This is a genomic window from Hymenobacter fastidiosus (genome assembly GCF_039539565.1).
In the GTDB taxonomy this organism is placed as follows: Bacteria; Bacteroidota; Bacteroidia; order Cytophagales; family Hymenobacteraceae; genus Hymenobacter; species Hymenobacter fastidiosus.
This window is the reverse complement of the sequence record NZ_BAABDJ010000008.1, coordinates 19,587-40,391: the sequence shown is the minus strand read 5'-3', so window position 1 is coordinate 40,391 and position 20,805 is coordinate 19,587. Positions and strand designations below refer to the sequence as shown.

General features: G+C 61.1%; 16 protein-coding genes and 1 pseudogene. 7 read left to right on the top strand and 10 right to left on the bottom strand.

Annotated elements, in window-relative coordinates; translation table 11 throughout:
* The first annotated feature begins 58 nt into the window (after nt 1–58).
* A complete protein-coding gene (ade, locus tag ABD833_RS07500; protein WP_345072052.1) occupies nt 59–1,732 on the top strand; it encodes an adenine deaminase in 1,674 nt (557 codons plus the stop codon).
* A 211-nt stretch (nt 1,733–1,943) separates the two neighbouring features.
* Here the strand turns inward: ade and ABD833_RS07495 are convergent, their stop codons facing one another.
* Both ABD833_RS07495 and ABD833_RS07490 read right to left on the bottom strand, forming a co-directional pair.
* The gene (locus ABD833_RS07495) at nt 1,944–2,366 is read right to left on the bottom strand and encodes a response regulator (RefSeq protein WP_345072051.1); all 423 of its coding nucleotides are present in this window, start codon (nt 2,364–2,366) and stop codon (nt 1,944–1,946) included.
* Nucleotides 2,367–2,425: 59 nt separating this feature from the next.
* A pseudogene (locus tag ABD833_RS07490) lies at nt 2,426–3,400 on the bottom strand (PLP-dependent cysteine synthase family protein); the annotation flags it as partial.
* 227 nt (nt 3,401–3,627) lie between these two features.
* Between ABD833_RS07490 and sucD the strand changes: the two are divergent.
* Nucleotides 3,628–4,509, top strand: coding sequence for a succinate--CoA ligase subunit alpha (sucD, locus tag ABD833_RS07485; RefSeq protein WP_345072050.1), 882 nt, complete (start codon nt 3,628–3,630; stop codon nt 4,507–4,509).
* A gap of 370 nt (nt 4,510–4,879) precedes the next feature.
* Nucleotides 4,880–6,553: a T9SS type A sorting domain-containing protein gene (locus tag ABD833_RS07480; RefSeq protein WP_345072048.1), complete on the top strand. Its 1,674-nt coding sequence runs from the start codon at nt 4,880–4,882 to the stop codon at nt 6,551–6,553.
* Nucleotides 6,554–6,640: 87 nt separating this feature from the next.
* Here the strand turns inward: ABD833_RS07480 and ABD833_RS07475 are convergent, their stop codons facing one another.
* Nucleotides 6,641–7,396, bottom strand: coding sequence for a hypothetical protein (locus ABD833_RS07475; protein ID WP_345072046.1), 756 nt, complete (start codon nt 7,394–7,396; stop codon nt 6,641–6,643).
* A 153-nt stretch (nt 7,397–7,549) separates the two neighbouring features.
* Between ABD833_RS07475 and ABD833_RS07470 the strand changes: the two genes are divergently transcribed.
* Nucleotides 7,550–8,944: a mercuric reductase gene (locus ABD833_RS07470; protein WP_345072044.1), complete on the top strand. Its 1,395-nt coding sequence runs from the start codon at nt 7,550–7,552 to the stop codon at nt 8,942–8,944.
* A 124-nt stretch (nt 8,945–9,068) separates the two neighbouring features.
* A complete protein-coding gene (gene rlmF, locus ABD833_RS07465) occupies nt 9,069–10,040 on the top strand; it encodes a 23S rRNA (adenine(1618)-N(6))-methyltransferase RlmF (protein ID WP_345072042.1) in 972 nt (323 codons plus the stop codon).
* A 74-nt stretch (nt 10,041–10,114) separates the two neighbouring features.
* Here the strand turns inward: rlmF and ABD833_RS07460 are convergent, their stop codons facing one another.
* The 7 genes from ABD833_RS07460 to radC all read right to left on the bottom strand — a co-directional run bounded on the left by ABD833_RS07460 (nt 10,115) and on the right by radC (nt 18,565).
* On the bottom strand, nt 10,115–10,888 hold the full coding sequence (locus tag ABD833_RS07460) for a hypothetical protein (RefSeq protein ID WP_345072041.1): 774 nt from the start codon (nt 10,886–10,888) through the stop codon (nt 10,115–10,117).
* A gap of 761 nt (nt 10,889–11,649) precedes the next feature.
* Nucleotides 11,650–13,347, bottom strand: coding sequence for a ribonuclease Y (gene rny / locus ABD833_RS07455; protein WP_345072039.1), 1,698 nt, complete (start codon nt 13,345–13,347; stop codon nt 11,650–11,652).
* A gap of 124 nt (nt 13,348–13,471) precedes the next feature.
* Nucleotides 13,472–13,762, bottom strand: a complete 291-nt coding sequence (locus ABD833_RS07450) for a cell division protein ZapA (protein ID WP_345072038.1) — start codon at nt 13,760–13,762, stop codon at nt 13,472–13,474.
* 30 nt (nt 13,763–13,792) lie between these two features.
* A complete protein-coding gene (locus tag ABD833_RS07445; RefSeq protein ID WP_345072036.1) occupies nt 13,793–14,089 on the bottom strand; it encodes a hypothetical protein in 297 nt (98 codons plus the stop codon).
* A gap of 146 nt (nt 14,090–14,235) precedes the next feature.
* Entirely contained in the window at nt 14,236–16,695 is a 2,460-nt protein-coding gene (gene pheT, locus ABD833_RS07440) for a phenylalanine--tRNA ligase subunit beta (RefSeq protein ID WP_345072035.1), read from the bottom strand.
* Between the two features lie 278 nt (nt 16,696–16,973).
* The gene (locus tag ABD833_RS07435; protein ID WP_345072034.1) at nt 16,974–17,615 is read right to left on the bottom strand and encodes a DUF1684 domain-containing protein; all 642 of its coding nucleotides are present in this window, start codon (nt 17,613–17,615) and stop codon (nt 16,974–16,976) included.
* A gap of 206 nt (nt 17,616–17,821) precedes the next feature.
* Nucleotides 17,822–18,565, bottom strand: a complete 744-nt coding sequence (radC, locus tag ABD833_RS07430) for a RadC family protein (RefSeq protein ID WP_345072032.1) — start codon at nt 18,563–18,565, stop codon at nt 17,822–17,824.
* Nucleotides 18,566–18,680: 115 nt separating this feature from the next.
* Between radC and ABD833_RS07425 the strand changes: the two genes are divergently transcribed.
* Both ABD833_RS07425 and ABD833_RS07420 read left to right on the top strand, forming a co-directional pair.
* Entirely contained in the window at nt 18,681–19,943 is a 1,263-nt protein-coding gene (locus ABD833_RS07425; protein ID WP_345072030.1) for a metallophosphoesterase, read from the top strand.
* Nucleotides 19,944–20,123: 180 nt separating this feature from the next.
* The gene (locus tag ABD833_RS07420) at nt 20,124–20,771 is read left to right on the top strand and encodes a hypothetical protein (protein WP_345072028.1); all 648 of its coding nucleotides are present in this window, start codon (nt 20,124–20,126) and stop codon (nt 20,769–20,771) included.
* Nucleotides 20,772–20,805: the final 34 nt, after the last annotated feature.

Below are 20,805 nucleotides of genomic sequence, written 5' to 3'. Positions count from 1 at the left end.
GGTTCTTTACCCGTTCGCCCCGTCCAATCTTCCCTTCCGCCTTCTTTCTGCCTGCCCTATGCCCGCCGAATTCAGCCTGCGCGCCAACCTCGTCAACCTGTTCACCCACTCCGTCGCGCCCGGCACGATTCACGTCGCGGAGGGAAAAATCCGGGCCGTGGCGCCTGACCAAAGCTCTGGTGCCGATCCGGCGTTGCCCTACGCCCTGCCGGGGTTTGTCGATGCCCACGTGCACGTGGAAAGCTCCCTGCTGGTGCCCGCCGAGTTTGCCCGGCTGGCCGTAACCCACGGCACGGTGGCCACGGTATCGGACCCCCACGAAATCGGCAACGTGCTGGGCGTGGCCGGGGTGGACTACATGCTGGCCAGTGGCCGCTCCGGGCCGTTTAAGTTCTGCTTCGGGGCCCCGTCGTGCGTGCCGGCCACGCCGTTTGAAACGGCGGGCGCCACCATTACCGCCGCCGACATTGAGCAGCTGTTCCAGAATCCGGCCATCGGCTACCTGGCCGAAATGATGAACTGGCCCGGCGTGCTGAACCGGGATGCGGAGGTGATGGCAAAAATCGAGCTGGCCCGGCGCTACGGCCGCCCCGTAGACGGGCACGCCCCGGGCCTGCGCGGAGCCGACGCCCGGCGCTACGCCGAAGCCGGCATCAGCACCGACCACGAGTGCTTCACCGCCGCCGAAGCCCTCGACAAGCTGGCCGTGGGCATGAAGATCCTGATCCGGGAAGGCTCCGCGGCCCGCAACTTCGACGCCCTGATTGAGCTGCTGCCGGAGCACTTCGAAAACCTGATGTTCTGCTCCGACGACAAGCACCCCGATACGCTCGTCCTGGGGCACATCAACCAGCTGGTACAGCGCGCCGTGGCCCGGGGTCAGGATGTGTTCAAAGTATTGCGCGTGGCCTGCCTGAATCCGGTGCTGCATTACAACCTGCCCGTGGGCCTGCTGCGCGCCGGCGACCCGGCCGACTTTATCGTGGTCGACGACCTGCGGGATTTCCGGGTGCGCCAGACGTATCTGGATGGCGTACTGGTGGCCGAAAACGGTGCAACCCGCATTCCCTCGGTGCCCTGCCCGGTGGTCAACAACTTCCACGCCCCGCCCGTGCAGCCCCAGGATTTTCAGCTGCCCGCGCCCGCCCAACAACCAGAAACCGATAACCAAAAACCAACTATAAGAGTCATCGAATGCTTCGATGGTCAGCTCATCACGGCCCGCCACGACCTGCCGGCCACCGTTGAAAATGGCTTCGTGGTGCCGGATATAGCGCAGGATGTGCTGAAGCTGACGGTAGTGAACCGCTATGAGCCGGCTGCGCCGGCCGTGGCCTTCATCCAGGGTTTTGGGCTGAAGTTTGGGGCCCTGGCCAGCAGCGTCGGCCACGACTCGCATAATATCACTGCCGTGGGCTGCGACGATGAGAGCCTGGCCCGGGCCGTGAATCTGGTGATTGAAGCGAAAGGCGGCCTGGCGGCGGTAGGCGTTAAGGGCGAAGAAATTCTGCTGCCGCTGCCGGTAGCGGGGCTGATGTCGGACCAGCCCGGCCACCAGGTGGCGGCCGCTTACGCCGCCGCTGATGCGCTGGCCAAGCGCCTCGGCAGCCCGCTCGGGGCCCCGTTCATGACGCTGTCCTTCATGGCGCTGCTGGTTATTCCCAGCCTGAAGCTGAGCGACAAAGGGCTATTTGACGGGGAGGCGTTTCAGTTCCTGGACGCAGTAGTGTAAAGCCCGGCGTGGTGCCACGACTTTTTCGTCGTGGTACCACTATCGCGATAGTGGTATGCCTCAGCAGCAATAGTAGCTATGACTCAGCAGCAATAGTAGTTATGCCTCAGCAGCGATAGTGGTACCACGACGAAAAAAGTCGTGGCACCACTTCATACAAAAGGCCGCTGCAACACTTGCAGCGGCCTTTTTTGCACCAATTCGCTCTTAACTAGTTCTGCAGAAACCGCTTTTGCAGCAGCTTCAGCATCTTCTCCTCGGTCAGGGGCTTGGCTAAATACTCCACGCCCTTGAATTTAGCCACCCGAACTGTATCCGCCGAGTGCATGGAGGTGGTCAGCACGGCCAGCACGGTTTTCTCCTTTACCGTTTCCGGCAGCTGGCTGTAGTGTTCCAGAAATTCGAAGCCATCCATACCCGGCATTTTCAGATCGACGAAAACCAGCTGGGGCACGTCCGGGGCCATTGAACCCGCCGCTTCATCTTTCCCCCACAGGAATTCGTAAGCCTGCTCGGCCCGGGTGAAGGTATAGACCCGTTCGGCCACCCCCAACCGGCTTAACAGCCGGTTATTCAGGAAGCTGGTGGTTTCATTGTCGTCCACCAGGACTACGTTGCGCAGCGTCTTTTCCATAATCGGGTTGGGTAAAGGGCGTAGGTTCTAGTGCAGGTAAGCCGGGAACGGCCGGCTTAGAGCCAGCCCTGCTCCCGCATCCAGTCGTCGTTGTAAATTTTGCCGAGGTAGCGCGTGCCGTGGTCGGGCAGAATAATGACCATCACGTCTTCTTCTTTCAAATGCTCTCTGGCGTATTCCAAAGCGCCATGCACGGCCGAACCGCACGACCAGCCGACGAACAAGCCTTCTTCTTTGGCCAGGCGCCGCGTCATCACTGCAGCGTCCTGATCGGTGACTTTAATGAAGGAGTCGATCAGGTCGAAGTTAACGTTTTTCGGCAAAATATCCTCTCCGATTCCTTCCGTCTTGTAAGGATAGATTTCTTTTTCATCGAAGATGCCCGTCTCCTTATACTTCTTGAACACCGAGCCATAGGTATCCAAACCAACCGTCACGACGGCCGGATTCTGCTCTTTCAGGTACTGCGCCGTGCCGCAGATGGTGCCGCCCGTACCTACCCCGCAGGCCAGGTGGGTGATGGTGCCTTCGGTCTGTTTCCAGATTTCAGGGCCGGTGCCTTCGTAGTGCGCCACCGTATTCGACAGGTTGTCGTACTGGTTGGGATAGAAGGAATTCGGCGTTTCCTCGCTCAGGCGTTTGGCTACCGAGTAATAGGAGCGCGGATCTTCGGGCGCTACGTCGACGGGGCAGACGACGACCTGAGCCCCCACGGCGCGTAGGATGTCCTGCTTCTCCTTGCTTTGCTTGTCGCTCATCACGAAGATGCAGCTGTAGCCCTTGGCAATGGCGGCCAGGGCCAGGCCCATTCCGGTATTGCCGCTGGTGCCTTCGACGATGGTTCCACCGGGCTTCAGCAGGCCCGCTTTTTCGGCGTCTTCCACCATTTTAACGGCCATGCGGTCTTTCACCGAGTTGCCGGGGTTGAAATATTCTACCTTGGCCAGCACGGTACCTTTAATGCCGTCCGCGACCTTATTGAGCTTCACCAGCGGAGTATTGCCGATGGCCTCAATGATGTTGTTGAAATACATGAGAGAGGGTGATGTTTGCATGAGAGGACCGCAAAGGTACGGATTTAAGCCCTCACCCCGGGTTGTTCTACCAGATGTCTCACTCCCCGGTCCTCTCCCCGGAATGGGGCCGGGGGGAGGCATTCACCTTGCCCGGGCCCCAAAAAACCCTACTTTTGCACACCGGTAGCGCCGCAGGGCCACTGGCTCCCACCTCCCACCGATATTATCCTCTAATCTCTCCCCGAATGAGCGTTCTGGTCAACAAGGATTCCAAAGTGATTGTGCAGGGTTTTACGGGCTCCGAAGGCTCGTTTCACGCCCAGCAGATGATTGAGTACGGCACCAACGTGGTGGGCGGCGTCACGCCCGGCAAAGGTGGCACCCAGCACCTCGACCGGCCCGTGTTCAACACCGTAGCCGAAGCCGTAGAGCAGGCCGGAGCCGACACCAGCATCATCTTCGTGCCCCCGGCTTTCGCCGCCGACGCCATCATGGAAGCGGCTGATGCCGGCATCAAAGTTATCATCACCATCACCGAAGGCATCCCGACCAAGGACATGATTGCGGTGAAGGAATACCTGAAGGGCCGCGAAGGTCTGCGCATGATCGGGCCGAACTGCCCCGGCGTGATGACGGCCGGTGAGTGCAAAGTGGGTATCATGCCCGGCTTCATCTTCACCAAAGGCAAAATCGGCATCGTCTCCAAGTCGGGTACGCTGACCTACGAAGCGGTGGATCAGCTCACCAAAGCCGGCCTGGGCCAGACCACGGCCATCGGCATCGGCGGCGACCCAATCATCGGCACCACTACCAAGGAAGCGGTGGAGATGCTTATGAACGACCCCGAAACCGAAGGCATCGTGATGATCGGCGAAATCGGCGGTGGCATGGAAGCCGAAGCGGCCCGTTGGATCAAGGAAACCGGCAACAAGAAACCCGTGGTCGGCTTCATTGCCGGCCAGACGGCGCCTCCCGGCCGCCGCATGGGTCACGCGGGTGCCATCGTCGGCGGAGCCGATGATACGGCCGCGGCTAAAATGGCCATCATGCGCGAGTGCGGCATCCACGTGGTGGATTCGCCCGCCGAAATCGGCGACACCATGCTGCGCGTACTGGGCGGGAAGTAATTTCCGGCTCATTATTACTATATAGAAAAGGCCCCGGCGCGAGTCGGGGCTTTTTTATGGCCGTTTTTTGGCGTTGGGTCTGTTTGGCCGGCTGGCAGCCTTCGCCGACGAAAAAGGATATTCACCCTATATTTAAGCACACGTCTCCGGGGTTTAGCAATATCTTTAATCAGATAAGTAGGTGGCGAAAATCGTTTTGCATTAAAAAGAACGTCATGCTGAGCTTGTCGAAGCATCTCTACCGAACACTAAACCAATCGTTTAACGACTAGTTAGAGATGCTTCGACAAGCTCAGCATGACGTTCCAAATAGGTCAAACTAATTCTTGTTGGGTACTTACCCGCCTCAGCCACTACACCTGCTGCCTACATGAGAAACTACTACTGCATTCTTAGCACCCTCCTGTTACTGCTGGCCACCTTGCGGGCCGCTGGGCAGGGCACACCCGGCCTCTCGGTTTCGTCTGCTCCGCCGCTGCCCTTTGCCACCGTGCGCGGCACGCCCTCCAGTCCCGGCGACCTGGTTGTCAGCGGGTTCAATCTAACGGATAATATTACCGTTTCGGCCCCGGGCGGCTTCGAAGTGGCCCTGGCGGCCACGGCCACCTACGCGGCCTCGCAAACGCTGGTCCGCCAATCGAACGGGCTGGTAAACAATGTACAGCTCCTGATTCGCTTGACTGGTGCGGCCGTAGGCACGTTCGGCGGCAACGTCAGCCTCAGCAGCCCCAACGCGGCCACGCTCAGCGTACCGGTAACGGGGCTGGTAGCGGCCACCGCCAACCCAGCCGCTACGCTCACGGGTGTCTCGCCTAGTACGGGCATGCCCGGCACCATCCTGGTTAATTTCTACGGCCGCAACTTTGTGCCGGGAGCCACCGCAGGCATGTCCAATGGCCCATTCAGTGTGGGACCGACCACTTTCGTGTCGCCCGGTCACCTCACGGCCCTGGTTACCATCTTTGGAGTACCTGCCCCTGTCACGGGCTACTGCAGCGTGGGCAACCCACCTCCCGGCGGCGGGGGCACTACGCCCCCCGGTACGGTGCTGTTTACGGCAATACCCGGTCCGCCCACTATTACCAGCTTTTCTCCGGCTTTGGGACTGCCTGGCACGCTGGTGACCATCAACGGCAGCGGCTTTCTGCAGTGTTGTAACAACACCGTCCTGTTTAATGGTGTGCTGGCGCCCCTGGCCTTGTCTCCTTCCAGCGGGCAGCTTACCGTACGCGTACCGGCCGGGGCCACCACGGGACCCATCACCGTAACTACCGTTGGCGGCACCGCTACCAGCGCTACCTCTTTCGTGGTGCCCCCCGTTTTTTTCGAAGATTTTGAAGCCGGTGCTAAAAACAGCTATACCCCGGCCTCGGTCCAGCTGTTCACGACCGGCTGGACGTTCGCCGAAGCGCTGATTGGCACTACGGCCAACGCCGACAAATTCAACGGCACCAAGTCGGCGCGGCTGCGCGGCGGCGGGTTCCTGGAAATGGACACCGACAAACCCAACGGCGCCGGTATTGTGACGGTCAGCGCGGCCCTGTACGGCACCGAAACAGGTGTGTCGTTCCGGCCGGAAATTTCCACCGATGGCGGCATTACCTACACGGACCTGCTGGGCCCTGCTGCGGCCCCGGTGCTCACCGGCACGCTCACCCAGTATTCGTTTACGGCCAACCGCAGCGGCACCGTGCGTCTGCGCTTCAGCAGCACCAACGTCAACGCCGCCACCAACCCCCGCATCAACCTGGACGATATCGGCATCACCAACTTCGGCACGCCTACCGCCGCAGCTTCGGGTCGGGCGTTGCCGGCCCTGCAAGCGTATCCGAACCCGGCCCACGACTATGTGCTGGTCGGGACCGGTACCCGCGAGCCGGTAACGGTAGCCCTTTTCGATAGGCTGGGGCGCGAAGTGCTGCCGACTCAGTCCCTGCCGGCTACGCAGCGCGTCAGCTTGCCCGCTACGCTGCCCGCCGGCCTGTATATGCTGCAGGTGCGGAGCCGTAGCGGCCCGCGCACGATTCGGCTGGTCAAGGAATAGGCCCTTCCGCCCGTATACTCAGCCCCAGTCTCCTGGCTGAACCCCGAAAAGGCTTTCCTCTGCGCGGGAAGGCCTTTTTCGGGGTGCCTACCGCCGGCCTTCCTGCCCGCCCAGATTCACGACAATGCCCAGCTGAAATACCGAGTTGGCCGCCTTCAGGAACTTCCGGTGGCGCAGGCCGAAGTTGCTGCCGCTGATAAACTGGAGCTGAATGGGTCCCACCGCCTGAATCCGCGTGAAGGTGATGGGCTCGAAAAAGATATTGTCTTCCGACTCCCGGGCTTGTCCGTCGATGGTAAAATCGTGGAGCTGCACGTAGCTGGCCCGCATGGCGGCCCCGTACGACATGGGGAAGTCGCGGCCGAACAGGTGCAGGGTTTTGCTTTCCTTCTTGCTGTAGTTCACCTGGAAGAAATACTTTTCCAGGTTGCCTTCCAGGGTTTGGGTGGTCAGGCCGGCGCTGCTTTCGGCCCGCTTGGTGCGGCCCAGGCCGTAGCCGCCGTAGAACTCGATGACCCGTTGGTCCTTCAGACGGGTGAAGTAGCCCAGGCCCAGCTCGCCAAAGTTGTGCTCGTTGTACTCCCGGTTGGCCTTGCTCCCAAAGAAGGACTGTTTTTTATCCGCCTGCAGGAAGGAAAGGCTACCCAGTACACCAATGTGGTCACTGAGGGCGTAAGCCCCCTGCAGGGCCGTATTGCTGCTGAAGTTGGTGTGGATTCCGCCGCTGAACTCGCCTTTCTGGGTGAGCAGCGGCGCCTGGGGCGGAGGCGGGAAGTAAAGCGACGAGCAGCCCATCAGCAACGGCAAAAAAGCGAGCAGCACAATACGGACCAGAACTAGCATAGGCAGCGGAAGGGGACAAGTGGAGGGCAAAACGCAGGCAAGACCGATTTAGTGGATGGCCGCCGGACCCGCCGGGCCGTATAGCCAACCCTTGAGCGTTAAACTCCCCGCTCAGTACGTCCGGCCCGCATTTTCCGCCAATTTCTGCTTTTTATGCCTACTTCATACGATGTGCTGATTATTGGGTCGGGTCAGGCTGGCAACCCGCTGGCTACCGCTATGGCCGACGCGGGCCGGCGGGTGGCGTTGGTGGAAGAAAATCACCTGGGCGGCTCCTGCATCAACTATGGCTGCTCACCCACCAAAAGCCTCCTGGCGGCGGCCGAGCGGGCCCATCAGATGCGTACCGCCGCCGACTACGGAATCCGCAGCCGGGAGCCGGAAATAGACTTCCGGGCCGTGATAGCGCGCAAGGATGCTCTGGTACAACACTCCCGCGACGGCATCCACAGCAACCTGACCCGGGAACATAGCGGCATCACGGTACTGCGCGGGCACGCGGCTTTCACCGGCAAGCACACCATGCGCATCACGCTGGCAGAAGGCGACGAGGTGGAAATTGAAGCGCCGCTCATCTTCCTCAATACCGGCACCCGGGCCGCCGTACCCGAGCTGACAGGACTGGATACGGTGCCTTATCTGACCACCACCGGCCTGCTCGACCTGCAGGAACTGCCCGAGCACCTGCTGATTCTGGGCGGGGGCTACATCGGGCTGGAATTCGGACAGATGTTCCGCCGCTTCGGCAGCCGCGTAACTATCGTTGAATCGGGTATGCACCTGCTGGAACGCGAGGACGACGACGTGTGCGCCGCCATGCAGGCCATGCTGGAGGCCGAAGGCATCGGGTTCGTGCTCGGAGCTGAGGCCCGGCGGGTATCGGAGAATGCGGCGGGGCAGCTGACCATGTCGGCCCACACGCCCACCGGCGAGCGACGCCTGCACGGCTCCCACCTGCTGGTCGCCACCGGCCGCACGCCCAACTCCGACCGGCTCGACCTGAGCAAGGCCGGCATCAAAACCGACGAGAAGGGCTACATCGAGGTCAACGGCAGCCTGCAAACCAACGTGCGCGGCGTGTACGCCCTCGGCGACGTGCACGGCGGCCCGCAGTTCACCCACCTCAGCTACGACGACTACCGCGTGGTGCGCGACGCCATCCTGCACGGCAAGCGTCGCTCGGCTAAGCAACGGCCCCTGCCCTACACGGTTTTCACCGAGCCGCAGCTGGGCCGCATCGGGCTCAGCGAAGACCAGGCCCGGGAGCAGAATATTCCGTACCGGGTGGCCACCATGCCGGTGCGCACCATCGGCCGGGCCCGGGAAACGGGACGCACCACGGGGTTCTGGAAAGTGCTGGTCGACCAGCAGGACCGGATTCTGGGGGCCGCCATCTTCTGCGCCGAAGGTGGGGAGCTGATGACCATGTTCCAGCTGATTATGCTGGGCAAGCTCACCTACCCGCAACTGCAGAACATGATTATTGCCCATCCTACCTGGGCCGAGGGCATCAACAACGTATTTACGAAGCTGCGGAAGCCGGCCTAATCAGAGCGTCGTGCTCAGCATGATGTTTCGGGGCGACGCAAGCATAGGGTTCGGGCTCCGATTAAGGCGTTGCCAGCAAACCTTCCGCTATGTTTGTCTTTTGCTGACCTTACTACCCCTTGCCATGCCTGCCCAACCAACTACCCCGGCCGCCGAAACCCCCGCCCTGCACCCGCGCAACCTGCACCAGGGCCGTTACGATTTCGCGCAGCTGGTGCAGGCTCTGCCCGAGCTGAAGCCGTTTGTGGCCCCCAACGCCTACGGCGGCGAGTCGGTGGATTTCGGCAACTCGGCGGCCGTGCGGATGCTGAACCGGGCGCTGCTGAAGCAGTTCTACGGCATTGAGCACTGGGATATTCCGGCCGACTACCTCTGCCCGCCCATCCCCGGCCGCGCCGATTACCTGCACTACCTGGCCGACCTGCTGGCCGCTTCCAACGGCGGCCAGGTCCCCCGCGGCAAAGCGGTACGGGTGCTGGACGTGGGCGTAGGCGCCAATTGCATCTACCCCATCATCGGCCACCAGCAGTACGGCTGGCACTTCGTGGGCTCCGATACCGACGCGGTAGCTATCCGGACGGCCAAGGCCATTGTGGCCGCCAACAATGCGCTGGCCGGAAATATTGAGCTGCGCCAGCAAACCGATGCCCGCCAGATTTTTACCGGTATCGTCAAGCCCCGCGAGCAGTTCGACCTGACGCTGTGCAACCCGCCGTTTCACGCCTCCCTGGCCGAGGCGGCGGCCGACAGTCGGCGCAAGCAGCATAACCTGGGCGCAAAATATGGCACCAAGCCGGCCCTGAACTTCGGCGGACAGCCGGGGGAGCTGTGGTACCCCGGCGGCGAGGAAGCCTTCGTGCGCCGCATGGTGGTCGAAAGCGCCGAGATTCCGACGCAGGGGTTCTGGTTTACCTCGCTTGTCTCCAAGAAAATCACCCTCCCCGGCATCTACAAAGAGCTGCAATGGGCCAAGGCCCATGAGGTGCGCACCATCGAAATGGCTCAGGGTCAGAAGAAAAGCCGCTTCGTCGCCTGGACGTTTCTCGACGCCGAGCAACAGCAGGCGTGGCGGCAGGCCCGGTGGACCAAGGCGTAGGCCAAGAGCCCGCATGGCGTAGTGCCGCAACAGGTCGTTCCATTACGCCATGCGGGCCTTTTAGCACCAACTATTCACTTCTGCCCGAACAGCTGCGGGCGGAACACCACGCCCAGGCTCACCATTGGGATTGGCAGCAGCGTGCGGTTGGCCTGGTACAGCTGCGGGTTGTCGGTTTCGTCCTGCCGGGCATCAGCGGCCACGGACAAACCCATCGTCCCCTGTAGCTGCCAGCGTTGCGCCGGGTCCAGACTGATCCGGCCGAAGAGCAGCCCCTCATGACGCGTCATCGTTTGCAGCGCCACCGGATAGCGTGCGGGGCCGGATCCGTACGAAATCTGGTCGAAGTGGATGTTGGACAACCGGTACCCCAGCCCGATGGAGCCGCGCTCAAACTCGTGTGTCAGGTTGAGCTGCCCAAACGTTTTGCGGTAACGAGCCTGGTATTCCTCCAGCGTGGGGCAGCCAAAGATGATCGGCACTTCCACGTAGGCCTTGCGGGTGCTGGCGTAGCCGTAGCCCACCAGACCGGTTACCTGCCAATGATGACCCAGCGGGACGTACCCACCCACTCCGGCTTCCCACTGCCGGGTGGTGTTGAAGGTGGAGTCCCCGGTCTTGGGCCGGAAGGTGCCGGCCCCCATCACCAGCAGGTGAGGCAGTGGCGAGTACACCACGCTGCTTTCCACCCGGCCATTGGGCTGGACGCTGGCCGCAATTTCCACCTGCCCCTGCTGGTGAATAGTGGAAATAGTGGGCTGCATGGGCGCGTACACGGTGCAGCCAGTGGCCAGCAATAGTACGGCAGCATAGGGAGTAAACGGCAGGTAAAAATTCCGCGGTTTCATAGCAGGTAAGCGAAGTGGAAAGCAGTAGTTGATTGATGAATCAAACCTACGCCAAACCGGTGTCGCCCAAAAACCAGATTCCCGGTTCGTTAGACTTTTGCCAAGCGCGCAAAAGCGGGTTTGGCACGGCACTAAATATCATCACAGGTCTGAAAAGACCCTTTTTAGTAGCATCAGGCCGAACAAGCACGGACATCTGCGGCCCTTCTAAAGCGCGAAAAAGCAGCCAGGATAAAGAGATAAACCTGATGACGCAACCCTGCTCCGGCGGTAGTGAGAATTCGTCGGTAGTACAACGGATGATGCAGCGAAAGTGGCTTCCGTATCCTGCTTCCCAACTGGCGCGAGTTTAGCGCAGCGTAACTCGTGACCAACCATGACGTGGAGGTTGTACCTCCACTGCCGCAACGCGGCAAGCTGGAACTACGCCAGTACACAGCAGCCATATCGTTCAGCCGGATGAGGCACAGCCTCATGCCATAGCTAGGCACGAGTTACGCTGCGCTAAACTCGCGCCAGTTTAGCCACGAAAAAGCCCCCGCGACTTCCGTCGCCTTGTCCTTACCCAAATCTTTTTTGGACTGCTCAGAGCCCACCAAAAGGCCTTTTCTCACCAGCTGACACGGCCTGAAAAACAGCAAATCAGTTTAGCAACCTCGCAAAAAAGCCCTTCCGGCCACATGGCCGGAGGGGCTTTTGAGTTTTGGGTAAGGACGAGGCAACTGCCGTCGCGGGAGCTTTTTCGTGGCTAAACCTACGCTCTACTTCGCGTAGGACACGGCGCGCATTTCGCGGATTACGGTGATTTTGATTTGGCCGGGGTACTGCATTTCCTTCTCGATTTTCTGCGAGATTTCGTAGCTCAGCTCCTGGGCGCGCTCGTCAGTCACGTTGTCGGCATTCACCATCACGCGCAGCTCGCGGCCGGCCTGAATGGCGTAGCACTGCAACACCCCTTCAAAGCCTACGGCGGTTTCTTCGAGCTGCTTGAGGCGCTTGATGTAGCTTTCCATCATCTCGCGCCGGGCGCCGGGGCGGGAGCCGGAAATGGCGTCGCAGGCCTGCACGAGCGGCGAAATCATGGCCGTCATCTCAATTTCGTCGTGGTGGGCGCCAATGGCATTCACCACGTCGGGGTGCTCCTTATACTTCTTGGCCATCTCCATGCCCAGAATGGCGTGGGGCAGCTCAGGCTCCTCGGTGCTTACCTTACCGATGTCGTGGAGCAGGCCGGCGCGCTTGGCTTTCTTCACGTCGAGGCCCAGCTCGGCGGCCATGGTAGCGCAAAGGTTAGCTACTTCGCGGGAGTGCTGGAGCAGGTTCTGCCCGTAGCTGGAGCGGAAGCGCATCCGGCCCACCATCTTAATGAGCTCGGGGTGCAGGCCATGAATGCCGAGGTCGATGATGGTCCGCTCCCCAATTTCAACGATTTCCTCGTCGATGTTCTTGCGGGTTTTGGCCACGATTTCCTCGATGCGGGCCGGGTGAATCCGCCCGTCCTTCACCAGCAGGTGCAATGACAGGCGGGCTATCTCACGGCGCACCGGATCAAATCCGGAAATGATGATAGCCTCGGGCGTGTCGTCGACGATGATTTCGACGCCGGTAGCCGCTTCCAGGGCGCGGATGTTGCGGCCTTCGCGGCCAATGATCTTACCCTTTACGTCGTCCGACTCAATGTTGAAGATGGACACGCAGTTCTCGATGGCGTGCTCAGCGGCGGTGCGCTGAATGGTTTCGAGCACCACTTTCTTGGCGTCCTTGGTCGCCGAGAGCTTGGCCTGGGCCACCACGTCCTTGATGTAGGAGGAAGCCTGAATCTGGGCTTCGTTCTTGAGCGACTCCACCAGCTGCTCGCGGGCTTCGGCGGCGGTGAGGCCCGAAATGGTTTCGAGCTGGTGCTGCACCTGGCTGAGCTGGGTACTGAGCGCCTCGCGGGTGCTCACCAGCTCTTCTTCCACCTCATCTTCGCGCTGCTGAAGCTTGGCCAGCTGGGTATCCAGGGTGGCGCGGCGCTTTTCTTCCTGGGCATCGAGCCGCTCGCGCTGCTGCTGGGAGTCGTTCTGGAGCTTTTCGCGCAGCGCGTCCATATCCTGCTCCTTCTTCTGAATGCCTTCGAGCTGGCGCTGGGTGGTCTGGGTGAGCTGCTTGATGCTCTGCTCCTGCTCTACCACGCCCTGGCGGCGCTGGGTCAGCTCGGCGTCGAGCTCCTGCTTCTGGCGCTTGCTGTCCTGCTCGAATTCGTTCTTGAGCTGGCGGAACTTGTCTTTCGACTGCTGAATCCGCTCGTCGCGGGTGCGGGTGGCCTGGGCTTCGGCCTCCTGAATGAGGAGCTGGGCGCGGGACTTGGCGTCGGCTTCGTGGTCGAGGTTGACCTTGCCGGCCAGCTGGCGCCCGACCACAATGCCGACCCCAAGGGCAAGCACGGCGGCCAGGATGATATACAAAATGTCGGGCATGAGCTATGGTTTTAGGGAGGTGGGAAGAAACCATAACACGGAAATTATTGCCGACGACGAACGAACGGCGGAGCCGCTTGCCCCACCCGATTCGAGTCTGAAACGTATGCCAATGCCCGGCGTTTTAGCCGAGCACCACCCCCGAAAGCAGCTCATCGAGGCGCGCGAGGCGTTCGGTGAGGGCCGCATCGGTGCCGTCCTTTTCCTTGCTGACCTTCAGGCCGTCAGCCATGGTGGACAAGGCAATCATGGCCAGCAGATCCTGCTTGTCCTGAATGCCGTACTGCTCGCGAAATTCCTTGATCCGCTCGCCCAGCTGGCGGCCCGCCAGGCGTAGGCGTTCCTCCTCCTGCGGGGCTACCCGCATGGGGTAATCCCGGTCGGCAATGCGGATTTTGATCGAAAGGTCGCTCATCGGAGCAGGTGTCGTAGGGTTTGATGGTTGTTACTCCCTCAAATAGGCAAGGCACTTATCTATTTCGCGGATATATTCGTTGAGGCGAAGTTTCAGCTCGTTTGCGTTGGCAGGTTCCCCTGCTATGGTATTGACAAGTTTAGCGATATTCTCCTGATTCTGGAAATCCTTCAGCTGCCGCTCCCGGTCGCGCACGTCGGCGCGCAGCTGCTGAATGGTGGTGTTGGCATCGGCCAGATCCTCGCGCAGGCCCTGATAGGCAGTCACTAACGACGTCACTTGTCGTTCCAGACGGTCTAGTTGCGCAAGTTGCTGGGAAGAGGCCATTTTGTTGGTTTTGGGTTGCTGGTTTTTGGTTTTTGGCAGCAGGCGACAGAATTGGCTTACGACAACCGGACAAGAACTACCCGTTCGGGCGGAACGACGGGCAAAACCAACGGCTAATAACCATAAACCAACAACCAAAAACCAATCTACCGCCGAATCACGGCGCCGGCCTGCTTCTCGAACTGGTCGATGAGACGCTGCATCACCGAGTCGATGGCCTGTTCGGTGAGGGTCTGGGTGGGGTCCTGCAGGCTGAAGCTGACGGAGTACGACTTCTTGCCTTCCCCCAGGTTTTCGCCTTCGTACACGTCGAACACGTTCAGGCCCTGCAGCAGCTTCTTCTCGGTGCGCTGGGCAATCTGGCGGAGCTGGTCGAACGTCACGGCGCGGTCCACGACCAGGGAAAGGTCGCGGCGCACTTCCGGGAATTTTGATAGCTCGCGGGCCGTGAGCGTGTTCTTGTATTTCTTCATCAGCCAGTCCCAGTCCAGCTCGGCGTACCACACCGCCTGACTCACGTCGAGCCGCTTCAGCACGGCTGCTGACACGGCCCCGAGCTGGGCCACGGGCTGGTTCTGGGCCAGCAGCGTAAGCCCCCCCGCCAGATACGGGTGCTGCACGGGTTGCGAAGCAGGCTGGGCAAAGCCGAACGCGGCCAGCACCTGCTGCACCGCGCCGGCCAGCTGGTGGAACGTGGCCTTATCGGATTTCTGCTGCCAGGTTTCGACCGTGGTGTTGCCGGTCAGGAAAAGGACGAGCTTGTTCTTCTCCGAGTACTTGCCATCGGCTTCGCGGTGGTAGGTTTTGCCGAACTCGTAGAGCTTCAGGTCGCGCTGGCGGCGGTTCACGTTGTAGCGAATCACCTCCAGGCCCGAGTGGAGCATGGTGGGGCGCATCACGTTCAGGTCGGCACTGTTGTAGTTGAGCACCGGCACCAGCGTCTCGTCCTTCTCCCCGGCCTTTTCGAAGTAGAGCGAGTTGGTCAGCGAGTTAGTGATGATTTCGGAGAAGCCCTGGCCGCTGAGCAGGCGGGCCGTGTTCTGGCGCAGCACCTCGGGGTCGGGGTTGGGGAACTTGGCCAGGTAGGAAGCCGCGTTGTGGGGCCGCAAAGCCACGTGGTTATAGCCGTAGATGCGCAGGATTTCCTCAATCACATCGGCCTCCCGGGTCACGTCCACCTTGTGCGGGGGCACGCTCAGAATCCAGGTTGGTTGTTGGTTGTTGGTTGTTGGTTGTTGGCTTTGGTCTGGCTCAATCTCTTCCGCAATCAGGATATCCAAGTCGGTCAGGATCTGGCGGATGCGCTCCGGGGCAATGAACTGGCCGACCAGCCGCTCCACCCGGGGCAGACGCAGGCGCACGGCGGTGGGGCCGATGGGCGTCGGGTACTCGTCCACGATGGGGGCGGCCACGGTGGCGCCGGCGACTTCCTGGAGCAGTAGGGCGGCGCGCTTCAGGGCTACCAGAACCATATTTGGGTCGGTGCCCCGCTCGAAGCGGAAGGAGGCGTCGGTCTTGAGCTGATGGGTCTGGGACGTTTTGCGCACGGCCGCGGGCTGGAAGTAGGCGCTTTCCAGAAACACGCGGGTCGTGGCCGCCGATACGCCGGAGGTCTGGCCGCCGAACACGCCGGCCAGGGCCATGGGCGCGCCATTGACGTCAGCAATAACGAGGTCGGCACCTTTCAGGGTACGCTCGGTGCCATCGAGGGTCACGAACTTCTCCCCTTCCACGGCCCGCTTCACGATGACCTTGCCGCCGCTAATCTGGTCGGCGTCGAAAGCGTGCAGGGGCTGGCCCAGCTCGTGGAGCACGAAGTTGGTCACGTCCACCACGTTGTTGATGGGCGACAGGCCAATGCTGCGCAGGCGGCGCTGCAGCCACTCCGGCGACGGGCCCACCAGCACGTTTTCGAGCAGCAGACCAGCGTAGCGCGGGTTGGCTTCCGGGTCCTGAATCTCCACGGTAATGTTCCGCCCGGCCGTGGCCGGGGCGTGAAACTGGCTGATGTCGGGTAGCTGGCAGGGCTGGCGCAGCAGGGCGCGCAGCTCCCGGGCCACGCCGTAGTGCGAAGCCGCGTCGGCGCGGTTAGGCGTCAGCCCAATTTCAAACACCGAGTCGGAGCCCAGGCCGAAGTAGTCGGCGGCGGGCGTGCCGTTGGGCAGGGCGGTATCCAGCTCCATGATGCCGGCGTGGGAGGTGCCCAGGCCGATTTCGTCCTCGGCGCAGATCATACCTTCGGAAGCCGCGCCCCGGATTTTGGATTTCTTGATTTTGAACGGCTCCCCCTGGGCCGGGTAGAGCTGGGCACCTTCTAACGCTACCACTACTTTCAGGCCGGCGCGCACGTTGGCGGCCCCGCACACGATCTGGCGGGCCGTGCCGTCGCCTACATCCACGGTGGTCAGGCTGAGCTTATCGGCGTCGGGGTGCTTTTCGCAGGTCAGCACGGTGCCCAGCACGAGGCCGCGCAGGCCGCCGGGGATGCTTTCGAGCTCCTCAATGCCCTCCACCTCCAGGCCCGAGCCGGTGAGCAGCTTGCCGATTTCCACGGCGGGTTGGTCGGTAGGAATAAGTGTGCGGAGCCAGTCGAAGGATATTTTCATCAGTTGTATCAGTTTCCAGTTACGAGTTGCCGGTTGCCAGTTGACTATCGTTGCACGAACTGGCAACTGGCAACTGGTAACCGGCAACTGAATCAGGGCAAAGGTAAGGATTCGGACGGGGGGCGGATATGGCTCCCGGGGCCAATGCCAATGCCCTGCGCCCGGCCACGGTGGTGCCACGACTCTTTGGTCGTGGTACCACTACCGTTGCAGATGCGTGGGTTCCGTTCAACGATAGTGGTACCACGACCAAAAAGTCGTGGCACCACTCGACCCGATTAGTGGTTGTGGCCGGTATGGTCGATTTCGGGAAAGGTCTTCTCCCCGGCCTGGACGGCTACCGTCAGCCGGTTTTCCGCCGGGGGCACCGGGCAGGCAAAGCTCGGGGCGTAGGCGCAGAAGGGATTGTAGGCCTGGTTGAAATCCAGCGTCACTTCGTTCTCCCCATCCTTGGGCAGGGCAATATCGAGGTAGCGGCCCCCGCCGTAGGTATCGAAGCCATTGGTTTTGTCGGTGAAAGGCACGAAGAGCTTACCGTCTTTTTCGTCGAGCTTGAGCAGCACGACCAGCTGCTGCGGGACTTTCGCCACCTCAAACGTGGCCCGGCCCCAGCGCAGGTAGGCTTCAGTTTTGCCGTCGGTGAGCGGAATCTGCACCTCCTCCGGCTTCCCGAAACGCTCCAGCTTAGCATTCACCACGTAGTCTTTCCGGGGCTGAAAGTAGCGCAGGCTGTCGAACTGGTCGCGCTGCTCCGCGGTAAGGGGCGAGTTTCTGGCGCGGCGGAAGGAGTCGTTTTTTTCCTTGCGGATCTTGTTGATGCCGGCGGCAAACTGATTATCGCCCAGCACGAATTCCTGGAGAAAGTAGCCGAACACCACAAGCAAGCCAACGGCCAGCAGAAGTTTAGGATTGATACGCATAGCTGCAAAGGTAGCTTCAGTTGCCGGTTGTGAGTTGTGAGTTCCCAGTCTTGAGTTCCCAGTTGCCAGTTACCAGTTGCCAGTCTTGAGTTCCCAGTTACCAGTTGCCAGTTGCCAGTTCGTTCAACGACTGCCCTATAAACTGGCAACCGGCAACTCACAACTGGCAACTGGCAACTCACAACTCACAACTCGCAACCGGCAACTCACAACACGCCTTCGTCGGCGAAGCTGTAGTAGCCCAGGTCGGTGTAGATCAGGTGGTCGAGAATTGGCAGATCCAGAAACTGGCCGGCTTCTTTGAGCTTGCGGGTGAGGGCAATGTCGGCGGCTGAGGGGCTGCGGTTGCCGCTGGGGTGGTTGTGCACCAGAATAAGGCTGCTGGCCAGCTGCTCCAGGGCTTCTTTGAAAATCAGCTTCGGATCGGCCACGGTGCCGGCTACGCCCCCGCGGCTGATACTGGCTTTGCGCATCACCACATTGGCGCGGTTGAGCAGAATCACCCAGAATTCCTCGTGGGGCAAATCCTGCAGGTGCGGGCGTACCACATTATAAATATCCCGCGAGCAGGTGATGGTGACCCGGGCGGCGGCGGCGGTTTCCCGGCGGCGGCGGCCCAGCTCCAGCGCCGCCACAATGGTAATGGCTTTGGCCTCGCCAATGCCTTTATGGCGCATCAGGTCCTTGAGCGACAGGCGGGCCAGCTCGTTCAGATCATTGCCCACGGCGGCCAGAATCAGCTTGGCCACGTCCACGGCCGACAGCCGGGCGGTGCCCGAGCCGAGCAGAATAGCGAGCAGCTCGGCGTCGGAGAGGGCCGTGCGGCCTTTTTGCATGAGCTTCTCCCGGGGCCGGTCTTCCTCAGCCCAGCTCTTGATGCTGAAGCTGGCCGGCGTCGGGTAAGGCCCGGGAGTTCCGGATTCTTCGGACAGATTGTCAAACGTTTCCATCTGGTATTGGTGTTGTAGGGCCCAGGCGTATAAAGTAAAGCCGGCCGTCATCCGTCTGGTAAAGTAGCTTTCCGGCACCAAAACTTCAGCCGGACCGCGCAGTTTCTCCCCCACTATGCAAAGAATCATCACCAGCGCGCTGTTTGTCGTGCTTTTGTTAGGAGTCGATTGGTACGTATTTCAGGCCGTGCGCACCGTTAGCCAGGGCGCTACCGCCGGCACCCAGCGCCTGATTTCGGGCGGCTACTGGCTGCTCACCCTCATTTCTCTGGTCGGTGTTGCCTGGATGGCCGTGTCGCGCGGCACGCCGCCTACCGCCCTGCGCACCTACCTCACCAGCGCCATCCTGATCCTGTTTGTGTCGAAGCTGGTGGTAGTGCTGTTCCTGCTGGTGGACGATGCCGGCCGCCTGGTGCGTTATGCGGCCTCGAAGTTCGGCACGCAGCCGGCCCCGATTGGCGACGACGGCAGCCCGGGCATCTCGCGCAGCCAGTTTATCAACCGGCTGGCGCTGCTGGCGGGTGGCATTCCGTTTGCGGCTCTGCTCTGGGGCATGGCCCGGGGCGCGACCAACTACCAGGTGAAGCGCGTGGTGCTGAAGTTTGCCAACCTGCCCGCGTCCTTCGACGGCTTCAGGGTGCTCCAGATTTCGGACCTGCACACGGGCTCCTTCAACGCCAACCCCGAGCCCCTGGAACGGGCCGTGGCCCTGATCAACAAGCAGAACGCCGACCTCGTGTTTATGACCGGCGACCTGGTCAACAACGTGGCCACCGAGGTAGAGCCTCATATCGGCACGCTGGCCAAGATCCAGTCGCGGCACCCGATCTATTCCGTGCTCGGCAACCACGACTACGCCGACTACGTGGACTGGAGCGAGCGGGGCGGGGCCACGGCCAAGAATGCCAACCTCGACCGGCTCAAGCAGAACCACGCCAAAATCGGGTGGCAGCTGCTGCTCGACGAAAGCCAGACCATTGAGCGCAACGGGGAGAAAATCGCCATTCTGGGCGTGCAGAACTGGGGCGCGCAGATGCGCTTTCCGAAGTACGGCAACCTGGCCCGGGCCCACGCCGGCAGCGGCGACGCGGCCTTCAAAATCCTGCTCAGCCACGACCCTTCGCACTGGGAAGCGCAGGTGCTGGAATACCCGGATATTGACCTCACCCTCTCGGGCCACACCCACGGCATGCAGTTCGGCGTGAATCTGCCGGGCTTTAAATGGAGCCCCGTGCAGTACGTGTACAAGCAGTGGGCGGGCCTGTATCAGCAGGGCAAGCAGCATCTCTACGTGAATACGGGTCTGGGCTTTATCGGCTACCCGGGCCGCGTGGGTTTCCTGCCCGAAATCACGGTGTTTGAGCTGCGCCGGGCGTAGCAGCAGTTAATAATACCCGGGCGCTGACCTCTTTCACCACTGCTCCCAAAGGGCCTTCCGTTGCACAATGGAAGGCCCTTTTGTGCTCAGCCAAGATAAAAAGGTAACCACAACGAAGACAGCCGCGTACATGCGCCATCATCGATTTTCCGATGTTTTTTTTCGCAAACGCCCTCCACCATGAAAACTTCCCTCCTTTTCCTGTCCTGCGCCGCTACGCTGGCCCTGGCCTCCTGCTCCCAAGAGAAAACCACCGATACTACCACCATGGATGGCGGTATGACCACCACCACGACGACGACCACAACCTCGCCGGCCATGTATACCGATGAGGCCTACAACAGCCGCGCCGACCGGATTGCCGCCGACATGGCCACCAAGATGAAGCTCGACGACGCTACCCGCACCAAAGTGCGCACGGTATACTACAATCGCGAGAAGCGTTTCGGTGACCTGCAAAGCCAGTATACTTCCGACACCACCGGCATGGCCGCCGCCATGCGCACGGTCTACACCGATACCGACACGGAGCTGAAAAGCGTTTTCACCGACCCAACCCAGTACTCCGCCTACGAGTCGAGCCGCGCTGATTACTACGAGTCGAACTACATGGACGATGCTGCCATGTCGTCGACGGCGGATATGGACGCGACGGGCAGCATGAACTCGTCGTCGGACGTGAGCTCGGCGGATAACGCTGATATGTCCGGTGGTGGTACCGTAACCGAGATGAAAGCCAAGGCCGAAGACGGCAGCAAAATCAAAGTAAAAGACAACGGCAAGGTAAAAACCAAGGATGCCGAAGGCAACAAAACGAAAGTTGAGTAGTCCGCCTGCAGTGCCGATAACCTGAGCGAAAGCC

Bases quoted from the DNA above. Each gene is read 5' to 3' on its own strand.
- rlmF (WP_345072042.1), top strand. From the start codon at position 9,069: ATGCCTGCCCAACCAACTACCCCGGCCGCCGAAACCCCCGCCCTGCAC.
- radC (WP_345072032.1), bottom strand. From the start codon at position 18,565: ATGGAAACGTTTGACAATCTGTCCGAAGAATCCGGAACTCCCGGGCCT.
- rny (WP_345072039.1), bottom strand. From the start codon at position 13,347: ATGCCCGACATTTTGTATATCATCCTGGCCGCCGTGCTTGCCCTTGGG.
- ade (WP_345072052.1), top strand. From the start codon at position 59: ATGCCCGCCGAATTCAGCCTGCGCGCCAACCTCGTCAACCTGTTCACC.
- ABD833_RS07420 (WP_345072028.1), top strand. From the start codon at position 20,124: ATGAAAACTTCCCTCCTTTTCCTGTCCTGCGCCGCTACGCTGGCCCTG.
- sucD (WP_345072050.1), top strand. From the start codon at position 3,628: ATGAGCGTTCTGGTCAACAAGGATTCCAAAGTGATTGTGCAGGGTTTT.
- ABD833_RS07470 (WP_345072044.1), top strand. From the start codon at position 7,550: ATGCCTACTTCATACGATGTGCTGATTATTGGGTCGGGTCAGGCTGGC.
- ABD833_RS07435 (WP_345072034.1), bottom strand. From the start codon at position 17,615: ATGCGTATCAATCCTAAACTTCTGCTGGCCGTTGGCTTGCTTGTGGTG.
- ABD833_RS07460 (WP_345072041.1), bottom strand. From the start codon at position 10,888: ATGAAACCGCGGAATTTTTACCTGCCGTTTACTCCCTATGCTGCCGTA.
- ABD833_RS07450 (WP_345072038.1), bottom strand. From the start codon at position 13,762: ATGAGCGACCTTTCGATCAAAATCCGCATTGCCGACCGGGATTACCCC.
- ABD833_RS07495 (WP_345072051.1), bottom strand. From the start codon at position 2,366: ATGGAAAAGACGCTGCGCAACGTAGTCCTGGTGGACGACAATGAAACC.
- pheT (WP_345072035.1), bottom strand. From the start codon at position 16,695: ATGAAAATATCCTTCGACTGGCTCCGCACACTTATTCCTACCGACCAA.
- ABD833_RS07480 (WP_345072048.1), top strand. From the start codon at position 4,880: ATGAGAAACTACTACTGCATTCTTAGCACCCTCCTGTTACTGCTGGCC.
- ABD833_RS07425 (WP_345072030.1), top strand. From the start codon at position 18,681: ATGCAAAGAATCATCACCAGCGCGCTGTTTGTCGTGCTTTTGTTAGGA.
- ABD833_RS07445 (WP_345072036.1), bottom strand. From the start codon at position 14,089: ATGGCCTCTTCCCAGCAACTTGCGCAACTAGACCGTCTGGAACGACAA.
- ABD833_RS07475 (WP_345072046.1), bottom strand. From the start codon at position 7,396: ATGCTAGTTCTGGTCCGTATTGTGCTGCTCGCTTTTTTGCCGTTGCTG.